General features: G+C 45.9%; 10 protein-coding genes. 7 read left to right on the forward strand and 3 right to left on the reverse strand.

From position 1 onward, the window contains the following. Window positions 1-86 precede the first annotated feature (86 nt). The 3 genes from KO518_RS08765 to KO518_RS08775 all read left to right on the forward strand — a co-directional run bounded on the left by KO518_RS08765 (window position 87) and on the right by KO518_RS08775 (window position 2,065). Window positions 87-662: an LON peptidase substrate-binding domain-containing protein gene (locus KO518_RS08765; RefSeq protein ID WP_216025432.1), complete on the forward strand. Its 576-nt coding sequence runs from the start codon at window positions 87-89 to the stop codon at window positions 660-662. Between the two features lie 109 nt (window positions 663-771). Next, window positions 772-1,383, forward strand: coding sequence for a sigma-70 family RNA polymerase sigma factor (locus KO518_RS08770; RefSeq protein WP_216025433.1), 612 nt, complete (start codon window positions 772-774; stop codon window positions 1,381-1,383). Continuing rightward, window positions 1,376-2,065 (forward strand): ChrR family anti-sigma-E factor, encoded by a 690-nt coding sequence (locus KO518_RS08775; protein WP_216025434.1) that lies wholly within the window; start codon window positions 1,376-1,378, stop codon window positions 2,063-2,065. Before KO518_RS08770 ends, KO518_RS08775 begins: the two co-directional genes overlap by 8 nt. Before the next feature lie 25 nt (window positions 2,066-2,090). Here the strand turns inward: KO518_RS08775 and KO518_RS08780 are convergent, their stop codons facing one another. Further along, complete coding sequence (locus tag KO518_RS08780; protein WP_216025435.1) at window positions 2,091-2,858, reverse strand: outer membrane protein assembly factor BamD; 768 nt, start codon at window positions 2,856-2,858, stop codon at window positions 2,091-2,093. A gap of 161 nt (window positions 2,859-3,019) precedes the next feature. On the opposite strand from KO518_RS08780, the gene rluD reads away from it, so the two are divergent. The 3 genes from rluD (at window position 3,020) to clpB (ending at window position 7,465) form a co-directional block, all read left to right on the forward strand. After that, window positions 3,020-4,003 (forward strand): 23S rRNA pseudouridine(1911/1915/1917) synthase RluD, encoded by a 984-nt coding sequence (gene rluD / locus KO518_RS08785; protein ID WP_216025436.1) that lies wholly within the window; start codon window positions 3,020-3,022, stop codon window positions 4,001-4,003. A 2-nt stretch (window positions 4,004-4,005) separates the two neighbouring features. Next, window positions 4,006-4,725 carry a peptidoglycan editing factor PgeF gene (pgeF, locus tag KO518_RS08790; RefSeq protein WP_216025437.1) on the forward strand — a complete coding sequence of 240 codons (720 nt, stop codon included), beginning with the start codon at window positions 4,006-4,008 and terminating at the stop codon, window positions 4,723-4,725. Window positions 4,726-4,894: 169 nt separating this feature from the next. Beyond that, window positions 4,895-7,465 carry an ATP-dependent chaperone ClpB gene (gene clpB / locus KO518_RS08795; protein ID WP_216025438.1) on the forward strand — a complete coding sequence of 857 codons (2,571 nt, stop codon included), beginning with the start codon at window positions 4,895-4,897 and terminating at the stop codon, window positions 7,463-7,465. A 47-nt stretch (window positions 7,466-7,512) separates the two neighbouring features. On the opposite strand, the gene prsT is transcribed toward clpB, so the two are convergent. Together prsT and xdp1 are read right to left on the reverse strand one after the other, a co-directional pair. After that, window positions 7,513-10,323 (reverse strand): XrtA/PEP-CTERM system TPR-repeat protein PrsT, encoded by a 2,811-nt coding sequence (gene prsT, locus KO518_RS08800; protein WP_216025439.1) that lies wholly within the window; start codon window positions 10,321-10,323, stop codon window positions 7,513-7,515. An 86-nt stretch (window positions 10,324-10,409) separates the two neighbouring features. Continuing rightward, window positions 10,410-11,303, reverse strand: a complete 894-nt coding sequence (gene xdp1, locus KO518_RS08805) for an exosortase-dependent surface protein XDP1 (protein ID WP_216025440.1) — start codon at window positions 11,301-11,303, stop codon at window positions 10,410-10,412. A 385-nt stretch (window positions 11,304-11,688) separates the two neighbouring features. Here xdp1 and pssA point away from each other — a divergent pair, with 385 nt between their 5' ends. Next, a complete protein-coding gene (pssA, locus tag KO518_RS08810; protein ID WP_216025441.1) occupies window positions 11,689-12,525 on the forward strand; it encodes a CDP-diacylglycerol--serine O-phosphatidyltransferase in 837 nt (278 codons plus the stop codon). Window positions 12,526-12,838 lie beyond the last annotated feature (313 nt).

Genomic DNA, 12,838 nt, shown 5'->3' on the forward strand with positions numbered 1-12,838 from the left:
ACAGGCCTAAGCATCAAACAATTTTCTTCGATCCAAAAGTTTTGGCCTGCGTAATGAATTTGAGAATTAGCCTGAATTACTGAGTTATGACTACCGACAAATATCCCTTGTTTCCGCTGTCCGCTCACCTGCTTCCCGGCGGCCGAATGGCGCTGCGCATCTTTGAGCCCCGCTATGTCAGGATGGTAAAGGAAGTGTGCGCCAGTGGTGGGCATTTGGTGATGTGCATGCTCAATGCGAAAGGTGACAAAGAAACTAATCAACATATCTATCCCATAGGTACCCTGGCGACGGTTATTGACTTTGATTTACTCGATGATGGATTGCTTGGCATAAAGGTTGCTGGTTTAGTGAATGTAGAGGTGAGTAACATTGAAACGCAGCAAGACGGTCTTCGCACAGCGTGTTGCGAGAACTTGTCTCCTTGGCAGTGTCACGTGTCACCTCAACAACTTTCACCTATAGACGACAGATTAAAGGAAATATTTGAGCGCTACCCTGAGCTTGCTGAGCTTTATGATGAGCTTCATTACGATGACCCGATTTGGGTTATGCAACGCTGGCTTGAGTTGTTACCGGTAGATGCCAAACAGAAACAGTATTTTCTGGAGCAGGGCGATTGCAACAAGTTGTTGAATTATCTCGCTGCCCTGGTTCAATAGTCCATTGTGTAAAATTTACAGGGTGGGCTGGTTAAGATTACATTTCTGTCATTTTCTTGCTTTCGTGGTCTGTAGTAACTATTAACCTGATAGGATATGGACAATATTTATGTTAGTTGGAATTCCTGTGGACCAAAAGAACAGCGTTACCAAACCAAAAGATTGTGCGACAGAAATGTCAGACTATATCGTAAAGGTTGCCGAAAGCCGTTGTAAATGCTCTTTCGCCAGAGTGTTTGGTTATTTTGCTCCCCGGCTGCGCTCGTATGCATTGAAGCAGATGGGCAATGAGGCGCTGGCCATGGAGCTTGTTCAGGATACGATGTCGAACGTGTGGCAGAAAGCCCATTTGTTCAACGCTGAAAAAGGAAGCCCGTCCACTTGGATTTTTACCATTGCACGGAACATTCGTTTTGACATGCTTCGCAAGCTTCAAAACAGGAAAGAAGATGTGTGTGCTGACGATTTGTGGCCGGTGCTTTGCGAACAAACCGCAGATGCCAATGAAACGTCCCTCGACGAGCAAATTACACTTGAGCAGATTGGATTTATGTTTGACGACTTGCCTTTAAAACAGAAAGCCGTAATTGAAGCCATTTATATCGATGGAAAGTCTCAACAAGAAGTGGCCGATGAATTCAGTATCCCCCTTGGTACCGTAAAATCTCGAACGCGGTTAGCAATACAACGTCTTAAGGGTATGCTTCACACCCATGATTAGGTTTCACCCGAGCACTGAGCAGTTAACGCAGTATGCTCAGGGGACTTTATCTCCTGCTGAATCGATTATGGTGTCAGCGCATTGCGACATGTGCACGCGATGCAGGAAGATTGTGCATGAGGCCACAGAAAGTTTGGCTACTCAGGTCTTTGACTTTCCTTCTCAGACTGTCGTCTTTGACGAATGCCTTGGTGCTATGCTTGCTGACATCACGCAACTTCCTGCTGCCTCAGGCGTCGGTATTGGTGGCCAGGTCGAAACGCGCCCTTCCGCTGAGGAAATCGAGTTAGACGGTAAGGTTTTTACCATCCCGCGTACATTGCAAGTGTTGGCTGGTAAAACTGGAAACTGGAGCGGGCTGGTTGGTAAATTATGGCAGGCGCCTGTTGACCTGGGTTATTCGGGAGCGGCCAATTTTATATACATGGCCAAAGGAGGCAGCGTGCCTGAACACACTCACCGGGGCGTGGAATACACCTTAGTCCTCGATGGCGAGTTTGGCGACGGCTTGCACCACTATCGCACTGGCGATTTTATTAAAATGGATGGAGAGCATACCCATGCGCCTCAGACGTCTTATCACTCTGGGTGTCTGGTATTTAGCGTTCTCGATCAGCCTTTGCACTTCACATCGGGCATAGCTCGCTTGCTCAATCCCTTCAGTCACTTGTTTTTCAAATAAAAAGGCACCGAGCGGTGCCTGAATGTTAACTGAGAAAATCACTTTCCGGGAAATTCAGCTGCAACGTTTTCATAGCGTTATTTTTTAGATCGGTTAAACCCAATTGCTCATAACTGGATACCATGATTTCCAGTGCTTCCTGAACATGTTCAGAATCTGGGAAGTGCTCGAGCACATATCTCCCTCTGTTTGCGGCGGCTACGTATGCTTCTCTGCGCATGTAAAATCTGGCAATAGCAATTTCATATTTTGCCAACCTGTTTTTAATAAAGAGCATGCGTTTTTTTGCGTCAGCAGCATACTTACTGTCTGGAAATTGTTGGATCAAGCGACGGAAATCTTCAAATGCCTCCCTGGATTTAGACGGATCCCGATCGGAGCGATCTATTTGCATGATTTCCTGAAACATATTGGAATCAGCTTCCATGTTGGTGAGTCCGCGCATATAAAATGCGTAATCGACGTCAGAGTGATTGGGGTTCAAGCGAACAAACCTGTCGATTGTCGCCAGTGTTTCATCAATACGTCCGGATTTGTAGTAGCTGTAGATCAAATCCAACTGTACCTGATTGGATAAGGGACCAAAAGGATAGCGGGAGTCCAGCTCACTAAGCATGGTAGACGCAGACCCGAAGTTACCGTTTTGCATGTTGCGTTTTGCGCTGTCGTACATTTGTTGCGCACCCATATTGGCAAGGGCAACGCGTTCCTGAGTATCCTCATTAGAACTGCATCCTGCCACACTCACCATGACACCAAGGACGACAGGCATCATTAATCGAATTGATTTCATATCTTTGTCTATTCCTGCTTAACCGACTGATACGCATTTTTGCATTTGTTGCGGCATTCTAGCGCACTCAAACACGGAAACTCCACATAAAAACAGGAAAGTTTCCTTCCCGCTACCGTAAAGTTGGTATAATACGCTTTTTGTAACAGCGAAAGAGTTTTATGACCCAGCCTGAAAACACTGTCAAGCTTGAAGCGAACACCGGGCCACATCACTATGGTATGAGGTTAGATCAGGTTTTGGCTGATTTGTTCCCTGAATATTCACGTTCAAAGTTAAAAAGTTGGATTTTGGACGGTAACGTTATGGTTGATGGCGATGTGTTGACGACCCCTAAGCACAAAATGTTGGGTGAAGAGTACATACAGATTGCCGCCATTATGGAAGTTCAGATTTCCAGTAAACCTCAGAATATTGAGTTAGACATTGTCTACGAAGACGACGCGATTTTGGTCATTAATAAACCTGCCGACCTTGTGGTACATCCGGGGGCTGGTAATCCGGACGGCACGGTGTTGAATGCGTTACTTTCTCATGTTCCCGATATCGATGTGGTGCCCAGAGCGGGCATAGTGCACCGGCTTGATAAAGATACGACGGGGCTGATGGTCGTGGCGAAAACAGTACCTGCGCAAACTCACTTGGTCAATCAGTTACAGGGACGGGTGATGAGTCGCGAGTATGAGGCGCTTGCGTATGGCACAATGGTTGCGGGAGGCATCGTAGACGCGCCTATTGGACGACATCCCACTAAGCGTACACTGATGGCGGTTCGCGAATTTGGGAAGCCTGCGGTGACCCACTATCGGGTTATGGAAAAGTTTCGGGCGCATACTCACCTGAGGTTAAAGTTGGAAACGGGACGCACCCATCAGATCCGTGTTCACATGGCCCATGTTAAACACCCCTTAGTTGGTGATCCTGTTTACGGCGGTCGTCCCCGATTGCCCAAAGGTGCATCGGATGCTTGTGTAAATGCTTTGCGCAGTTTTCAGCGACAAGCACTTCACGCTGCGCAGTTGTCGTTATTTCACCCTGAAACGGAGGAGTGGATGACGTGGCAAGCGCCGTTGCCGGCGGATATGGTGTCGTTGATCACAGCGGTCCGTGAAGATACTGCAGAGCACGGTTTGGATGACGTATAATTATGGCAGTTGTTTTCCCAGACCTGCTGTTTCCCAAGGGCGTTTTCGCCTATTGCTCTGTCCGGCAAGGCGGATACAGTAGTGGAGCCTATGGAGGTTTGAATGTGGCTATGCACGTTGGAGATGACGATTCTTGTGTCGCCAAGAATCGAAAAGAACTGCCGTTCCATCACAAAATTCACTGGCTAGAACAAGTGCATGGCAATGATTGTATTACGCTACCTAGCCACAGGCGTGACGCCGATGCTTCGATAAGCCGACATCCCGCGTTTGCCTGTGGGGTTATGACTGCTGACTGCGTGCCAGTGTTACTTAGCAACGTCGAAGGAACTGAAGTAGCTGCAATCCACGCAGGCTGGAAGGGGCTTGCATCGGGTATTATCCCGCAAACCCTCTCTGAGATGAAATCGCGCAATGATGAACTTGTTGCCTGGATTGGCCCCGCAATAAGTCAGCCCAATTACGAAGTATCTGCAGATGTTGTCGCACACTTTGAGGCCTGGCGGAAGTGTTACCGCACGAGTGATGTGCCAGGGAAATATTTGCTAGATTTACCAGATATTGCGTTTAGGCAGCTTCATCAGGCTGGCGTTGGTAAAATTGCTAATAGTGGGTTGTGTACTTATGAAAGAGCATCGCAATTTTTTTCGCATCGTAGGAGCGTACATAATCAGACCGCGCCGTGCGGCCGTCAGGTTTCTGTTATCGGTTTTAAGTTGTGAAACCTGCCGCTACCAAAGACAGAATATTGCATTCCCCAATTCGCTGATTTTACTTGATATTGATCAAGTTTTATGTGTGTTATTTCGTTAAACCAGTTGAATCCATTCCCGCGCGTACCCATAAATAAAGCGTATTAAGCTTTGCGATAAGTGGGCAGGGGATGACTTCATGCGATTAGATAGATTTACCAGTAAATTTCAGTTAGCAATTTCCGATGCGCAGTCTTTGGCGCTTGGGCGGGACCATCAATTTATCGAACCTGTGCACCTGATGACCGCACTTCTGAATCAGCAGGGGGGCTCAGTACGTCCGTTACTGGATCAGGCGCAGGTAAATGTAAATGCTTTGCGCTCTGCACTATCTGAAGCAATTGAGCGTTTGCCTAGGGTAGAAGGTATTGGCGGCGATGTTCAGCTAGGTAAAGACAGCGGCATTCTGCTCAATTTGTGTGACAAGATTGCACAGCAGAGAAAAGACGAATACATCACCTCTGAAATATTTGTTTTAGCTGCATTGCAGGATAAAGGAAAGCTGGGCGAGTTACTTCGTAGCCTAAACATCTCTAAAGAACAGATAGAAACTGCCATCGATAAAATGCGCGGTGGTCAGAAAGTTACCGATCCCAACGCTGAAGATGTGCGTCAGGCTCTTGAAAAATATACTACTGATCTGACGGAACGCGCCGAGCAAGGCAAGCTCGACCCGGTTATTGGACGGGATGACGAAATCCGGCGTACCGTTCAGGTGTTGCAACGCCGTACTAAAAATAACCCAGTGCTAATTGGTGAACCCGGAGTGGGAAAAACCGCCATCGTAGAAGGGCTTGCCCAGCGAATAATTAACGGTGAGGTGCCAGAAGGCCTTAAGAATAAGCGGGTGCTGTCACTGGATATGGGCGCTTTAGTGGCCGGTGCAAAATACCGTGGAGAATTCGAAGAGCGGCTAAAAGCTGTGCTTAACGAGCTGTCCAAGGAAGAGGGCAGAGTTATACTCTTCATCGATGAATTACACACGATGGTTGGTGCTGGTAAATCTGATGGTGCAATGGATGCGGGAAATATGCTCAAGCCTGCATTGGCTCGCGGAGAACTGCACTGTGTGGGCGCGACCACGTTAGATGAATATCGCCAGTACATTGAAAAAGATGCAGCACTTGAGCGCCGCTTTCAGAAAGTCCTTGTTGATGAACCCAGTGTAGAGGACACCATTGCCATTTTGCGTGGATTAAAAGAGCGCTATGAATTGCATCATTCAGTAGATATCACGGATCCGGCCATTGTTGCAGCAGCTACCTTGTCACATCGCTATATCAGCGACCGACAGTTACCAGACAAAGCCATTGATCTCATAGACGAAGCGGCATCAAGTATCCGTTTGCAAATTGACTCTAAACCGGAAGATATGGATCGGCTAGAACGACGTATCATTCAGCTTAAGTTGGAAGAGCAAGCGCTGGCGAAGGAAACTGACGGAGAAAGTCACAAACGTTTAGAGATGATTGAGCTTGAGCGAGAGCAAGCCGAAAATAAACTGGGTGAGCTTGACAAAATTTGGCGTGAAGAAAAAGACGCCATGCAAGGTACGCAGACAATTAAAAGTGAACTTGAACAAGCGAAACTCGATCTCGAGATTGCACGGCGGGCATCAGATCTCAACCGTATGTCAGAATTGCAGTATGGCAGAATCCCAGAATTAGAAATGAAACTGGAAAAGGCGGCGGAAAATGAAACCCGTGAAACATTGCTGTTGAAAAATAAGGTTACTGACAGCGAAATTGCCGAAGTGTTATCTCGCTGGACAGGCATCCCGGTGGCAAAAATGCTGGAGGGAGAGCGGGACAAGCTTCTGCGCATGGAAGATGTTTTGCACAAACGCGTAGTCGGGCAGGCCGAAGCGGTGAACGCAGTTTCAAATGCTATCAGACGGTCACGGGCCGGGCTTGCTGATCCAAATCGTCCTATTGGTTCGTTTTTGTTCCTCGGCCCGACAGGTGTGGGTAAAACTGAATTATCAAAAGCGCTGGCTGGTTTCCTCTTTGATACAGAAGCAGCGTTGGTGCGAATTGATATGTCTGAATTTATGGAAAAGCACTCGGTATCCCGGTTAGTTGGGGCACCGCCGGGTTATGTGGGTTATGAAGAAGGGGGTTATTTAACAGAAGCTGTTCGCAGAAAACCGTATTCTGTTATTCTGTTAGACGAGGTTGAGAAAGCCCACCCCGATGTTTTTAATATCCTGTTGCAGGTTCTCGATGACGGACGATTGACGGACGGGCAGGGCAGAACGGTCGATTTCAAAAATTCCGTGGTAATCATGACATCGAATTTGGGATCTGATGTTATTCAGGATGCGCATGGCAATGATCAATATGAAGAAATGAAGCGTCGGGTCATGGCGGTGGTCGGCCAGCATTTCAGGCCAGAGTTTATCAACCGCGTTGATGATCTGGTGGTGTTTCATCCCTTGGGTAAAGAACAAATTAAGTCCATTGCAAAAATTCAATTGGCTGCTCTACGACAACGTTTGGCATCTAAAGGGTATAAACTTGAATTGTCCGGTGCGGCCATGGATAAAATTGCTGAAGCGGGTTTTGATCCTGTATTTGGTGCAAGGCCGTTAAAGCGGGCAATACAAACGCAAATAGAAAACCCTCTGGCTCAGCAGTTGTTGTCAGGTGTAATCGTTCCTGAATCTACTATTCGTATAGACGTGAAAGGCGACGAACTTGTTGTGGTTTAAACGAGTTGCCCTCGGAGGATGCCGAGGGCCTTTTTTTGAAACGACCACTACAAAGATTCTAAAAGCTTAGCGGCTTGTGCCTTACCGTTAAATTCTTTGTCGGTGCCTGCAGCTATTTCCAGATGTTCTTTTGCTTCTTTTTCATTTCCCATCTGTAACAGGGTGTAACCTAAATGAAAGCGTAGCTTAGGATTAGTGGCTTGCCTGCTGAAAGCCCGTCGAAGCATCTCAAGACTTTCCTGGTATTTGCCTTCGTGAGCAAGTACCCAGCCATAGGTGTCGAGGATTTCAGGATCACTAGGGTTGAGGTCAACAGCTTCAGAAATCCACTGTGAGGCCTGCATAGTGTTGGTTTGTGCAGACATCTCTGCCAGTCGGTTTAGCACTTTGGACTTATTTAACACGTTAGGCATCTCAGACAGCTTGGTGTAGATAGGTACAGACTTCGCAAACTCTCGATTATTGTAAAAGTACTGTGCGAGCAGATTCGCTGGGAGTAAATACTCAGGTGTTGATTTCATCAACCCTTTGGCAATATTTATAAACCCGTCCGGATTGTTTCCGCGTTCGGCCATTTTATATGCAGCCAGCAGTGGCTGGGCAAAAGCAGGGGCCAGAGTTGTCGATCGCTCATAAGCTTGCGCAGCTTTAACATAATTGCCCGTGCTTTCTGCAAGCAGTCCAGCAACATACCAAAAATCAGGATTGTTTTGATTCTTGTCTATGCGCGAAGCAATGGTTTGCGCTGCCTCGCTGACGTTGCCCATCGCAATTTGTAACTTTGCCGTATGTAGCGCAAGATCATTGTCGTACGGAGTAATAGATCGCGCTTGCTTAAAACTAGTTAATGCCTCATCTGGACGCCCAAGTTTAATAAGCAAGTTGCCGTATTTTGTCAGCAGGCGGGGTTTCTCCTGAATGTGTTCATGGGCCAGAACCAATGCTTGTTCGGCCTCGTCTATTCTTTCCATGTTCACCAGGATATTAGCTTTTTGAAGCAAAAATGCGGGGTTATCAAAATCTTCTTTTAACAGTTTATCTAATTGATATAGTGCGCCGCTTAAGTCTCCCTGATTCGCCCGAATCTGAACTAACTTAACTCTGGCTTCCTGGTTACGAGGCATCAGTGCAAGCACGTTGTTGTAGATGTTAATAGCGGTATTAACATCACCTTTGACCAAGGTGTTCTGTGCTTTTAAGAGTTGGGATGGAATGTGTCTTGGTACTTGCTCTAAGAGTGCGTTTAACAGTGAAAGCGATGCGTCAATATTGCCAGTTTTTGCCTCTAGAGAAGCGAGATTGAAGCGGGCGGAAAAGCTTTCCGGATTTAGTTCGAGTGCTTTTTCTAAACCTTTCCGCGCCTTATCATAGCTATCTTCTTGCAAATTGAGTGATGCCTTGAAGTTATACACATCTGCTTTTTCGGGAAAAATACTAATTAATGCATCTACGGCTTTGTGGGCATCGTCAAATTGTCCGAAACGCATTTTCATTGATGCATAAGTAAACAAAAATGTGGGGTTTAATTGTTGCGCACTAAAGTTGTCATCCAGTAGCTTAAGGGCTTGTTCTTCCTGGCCCCTCACTGTCATCAGCTTTATTTTAAACAACTGTACTTGAAGCGTGTCGGGATAGCGAGATTCGAGTATGCGCGTCAGGCTGTCTGCTCTAAAGCTCTTATTTTGTTCAATGAGTAAATCTCCCAGTAAAAGGGAAGCACTTAAATCGCCAAGGATAATAGATTGTTTTTGTTCGAGCAAAGACAATGCCAGCTTCGGTCGTTGAGTAGAAATATAGGCTTTGGCGAGTAATTTTGTCGCCTGTAAATCGTCGGGAACTTTCCCTAAATAGCGCTCGAAATCGCCTACGGCCTTTTCAATGTTGCCGTTAAAGTATGCGGTTAGGCCACTGATATAAATAAGCAGTGGCTGCGATTCAACAACATCCGGGGGGAGTTCAGATAAAGTGTTACCCAGCTTTTGAATTTCGCCGCTGTTTGGGGTGATGGTATTTTCCTGAGTCATCAGCCAATTGTTGAGTAAAATCGCCAAGGGGTCGTCAGGCGTGCGTTGCATAATCTCATCGACGTATTTGCGAGCACTGGCAAAGTCATCCCTGGCAATATAAATATTTACCAGGTTTCTCAGGGCAATAGGGTCATCTGCATTTATTGATAATGCCTTTTTGAACAATGTTATGGCTTGGTCAACATTCTTTTCTCTGTAGGCTAGCTGGGCGGTTAGTCGCCACAGCGTGGCATTTTCCTGGTTAATGTCGCCTGATTTCTTGAGCAGTGTTCTCGCTTCTTCCAATTCATTGTTTTGCAGCGCCATAGCGGCCAGACCGTTGTACGCAGCTTCATTGTTAAACGGCAGGTCAAGCATGCTTTCATAAGCCGCTTTAGTGCATGCTTTGTCATTCAGTTTGTTACAGGCGGTGGCCCGTATCTGAAGCCACGCCGATTTTTGCTTCGCGCCCAGTCTCTTATAATCGGTAAACTCAACAATTTCGGTAAAGTGGTTCATGAATAACCATGCTGTGCCAAGAGGCTCAGCAACGAGGTTCAGGTCTGCTCCCATTTCTATGGATTCGGAAAATTCCAGTTCCGCAGCTCTTACATAGCCGTTTTGTAGCAGTAAGCGGCCCATCAAAATTTTAGCAGTAAGGTTTTGAGGATCCTTCTGCAGGCTGTTTTTCAGGTGCACAAATGCTGTTTCGTAGTCGTCATTATTATATGCGGCAAGGGCTTTCTCATAATCGCCGAAAGTGTTTGCAAATGCGGCCGCACAGATGACAAAGAAGGCGGTACTGAGTACTGCTTTACGAAAAAACGCATGTAAGAATCGTTGAATGTTCATATATAACACCTGAATACTGCGAAGAGAAAAAAGGTGGCTATTGCCACCTTTAATATTACAGATCTTTTTGTTCGAGGCCTATCAGATTAAGCTTTCCGCTTTCTGCGCCACATCGCCAGTGCGCCACCCATAAATAACATGGCGAATGTACCTGGTTCGGTTACTGCAGTTGGCGGCTTGCCCTTCGTATTGAAGCCAATACTCGCGAGCTTGAATCCGTCATCGAACATTTTATGGCCGATATCACCGAATACCGTGTTATACGCACCAATAATCCAATATTGTGAGTAGATGTTTTCTAACTCAACCATCGCTAGGTGGTCATCGTCGCAGTTAAGTACGTCGAAAGAACCGACAGCCATGGCATCGCCAGCTACGTCACTCCATGTATTTGACCCTGACTCAAGCATGGAGGTATCGTTAAGTGCAGCAACGGAAACCTGGGTGTCATCGTCTTTCCACAACCAACTGAATGTTGCGCCTGTAACATTGACCGCTTCGTCGAAAGAAATCAGAACATAGTCATAATCGGTATCAATTTGATATTCGTAGGTACCGTTTTTCCAGACCCAGCCTTCCTCTTTTTCATTATCAACCGAGTGGTCCGGGGAGTGCTTTGCTGTCTCATCTTCGTTTACAACACCGTAACCCTGACCGTACTTTTTCAGTTTGGCTTCTTCGATGTTCAAATCAGATACGACATCGTATCCATAATGTGTACCTGTTTTTTCCCATCCTTTTGTATCAGAATATGCTGATGCATTAATGGTTACGCCGTCAACTTCTGCATTGGTGATACCGTCGCTCGCGAGGCTATACATTAAATCGTCACCAAAGTAGTCAGTTGCGTTACAACCGCTGCCAGTGTTACTTCCAGTACCGCAACCTCCATGCCAGCCTCCGCCAGTAGCAAAAGCTGGGGTGCTCAGTACGCCAGCAGCAGCCAATGCGGTGACTAAAGCGATTTTACTTATTTTCATCTTGTGAACCCCTTTTATACCTCGTTTACATACCTCAATCATTGTTATGCATAAAACGCGCCATAATTTAATTTTATGATTTTAAAGGTAAATATGCCTCTTTGGGATTGTGTAAGTATTAATGCGTAAAATTTACTGACATCAAACTAAAGTTTATATCTTGAAAAAAATATAATAATAACAGTGCCTTATTGTAATGCTTATAAATTCACTTTTAAGTATGTTTTATTATACAGTTGCGCGCTGTAACCTATTGCGGACTGAATAGTTAGTGACTATCGCAATGTAGAGCTACTTACATGGGAAATATGTTGACACGATTCCACCGTGCTTGTGTGGTATATCTGTGAAATAATAGTGCTAGTGCAAAAGATGAAGAGGTCTTATGACAGATACGAAAAGAAAGGGGATCTATTTACTGCCCAATTTGTTAACCACTGCAGGGTTATTTTCAGGCTTTTACGCTGTTGTCGCATCTATGAATGGTAGTTTTGAGGCTGCGGCAGTTGCTGTTTTCGTTGCAATGATATTTGACGGGCTTGATGGAAGGGCAGCAAGACTGACAAATACACAAAGCGCGTTTGGTGCTGAATATGACTCTATGGCTGATATGGTGTCTTTTGGTGTTGCGCCAGCCCTGGTGGCTTACAACTGGGGGTTAAGTGAGCTTGGTAAGTTGGGCTGGTTAGCCGCCTTCATATACGTTGCAGGTGCGGCGTTGCGACTGGCTCGTTTTAACACACAAGTAGGTATTGCAGATAAGCGTTTCTTTCAAGGTCTAGCCAGTCCGGCTGCTGCTGCAGTAGTGGCAGGTTTAGTATGGGTAGGTGTGGAATACGGTATTCAAGGAAATGATTACGGCATCGTTGTGGCTTTGGTAACGGGTGCTGCTGGTTTACTTATGGTGAGTAACTTTAAATATAATTCGTTTAAAGAAGTCAACTGGCATGGCAAAGTACCGTTTGTGGCCTTGCTAATTATCATGCTTATTTTCGTGGTGGTTGCAACAGAACCCGCCCTTGTATTGTTTCTCGTATTTGCAATGTACGCATTGGCCGGACCTATTAATACATTTAGAACAGTAGATAAGGTGACGTTACAAGATGTCGTGGGTGACCATGAAGAAAAAGACGCTGACTTTTCCCCTGAGACAACTACAACAGCTAATGCCCACACTGATAAAGTTAAGGTAAAAGAGGCTGATGACCAAGCAAATCGGTGAGCGATTGCGGGCCCATTAGCCTCAAGTTTGATTGGGCAGCACGAGAAGTAAACGATTTGATTGAAAAACGACCTTTAAGGTCGTTTTTTTTTATGTTTTCATAAATAAGGGTTGACCCGAAAACTCATATGCGTAAAATGCGCCTCCTCGGTTTGGAGAGGTCAGTCAACTTCGACGAAACGAGTTTTGAAAATCAATTTTGTGAACAAAAAATTCAAAAAAATGATTGACAAAAAATGGATGCAAAGTATCATACGCATCCCGCTTAAGACAGCTTGTAGCAAGGCTTAGGCAAATGTTCTTTAACAATTTA

The organism is Aestuariibacter sp. A3R04 (assembly GCF_018860805.1).
GTDB lineage: Bacteria > Pseudomonadota > Gammaproteobacteria > Enterobacterales > Alteromonadaceae > Alteromonas.

What these genes read in the sequence shown, in the direction of transcription:
- rluD (WP_216025436.1), top strand. Translation starts at nt 3,020, where the DNA reads ATGACCCAGCCTGAAAACACTGTCAAGCTTGAAGCGAACACCGGGCCA.
- pgeF (WP_216025437.1), top strand. Translation starts at nt 4,006, where the DNA reads ATGGCAGTTGTTTTCCCAGACCTGCTGTTTCCCAAGGGCGTTTTCGCC.
- KO518_RS08780 (WP_216025435.1), bottom strand. Translation starts at nt 2,858, where the DNA reads ATGAAATCAATTCGATTAATGATGCCTGTCGTCCTTGGTGTCATGGTG.
- KO518_RS08770 (WP_216025433.1), top strand. Translation starts at nt 772, where the DNA reads ATGTTAGTTGGAATTCCTGTGGACCAAAAGAACAGCGTTACCAAACCA.
- xdp1 (WP_216025440.1), bottom strand. Translation starts at nt 11,303, where the DNA reads ATGAAAATAAGTAAAATCGCTTTAGTCACCGCATTGGCTGCTGCTGGC.
- clpB (WP_216025438.1), top strand. Translation starts at nt 4,895, where the DNA reads ATGCGATTAGATAGATTTACCAGTAAATTTCAGTTAGCAATTTCCGAT.
- KO518_RS08775 (WP_216025434.1), top strand. Translation starts at nt 1,376, where the DNA reads ATGATTAGGTTTCACCCGAGCACTGAGCAGTTAACGCAGTATGCTCAG.
- KO518_RS08765 (WP_216025432.1), top strand. Translation starts at nt 87, where the DNA reads ATGACTACCGACAAATATCCCTTGTTTCCGCTGTCCGCTCACCTGCTT.
- prsT (WP_216025439.1), bottom strand. Translation starts at nt 10,323, where the DNA reads ATGAACATTCAACGATTCTTACATGCGTTTTTTCGTAAAGCAGTACTC.
- pssA (WP_216025441.1), top strand. Translation starts at nt 11,689, where the DNA reads ATGACAGATACGAAAAGAAAGGGGATCTATTTACTGCCCAATTTGTTA.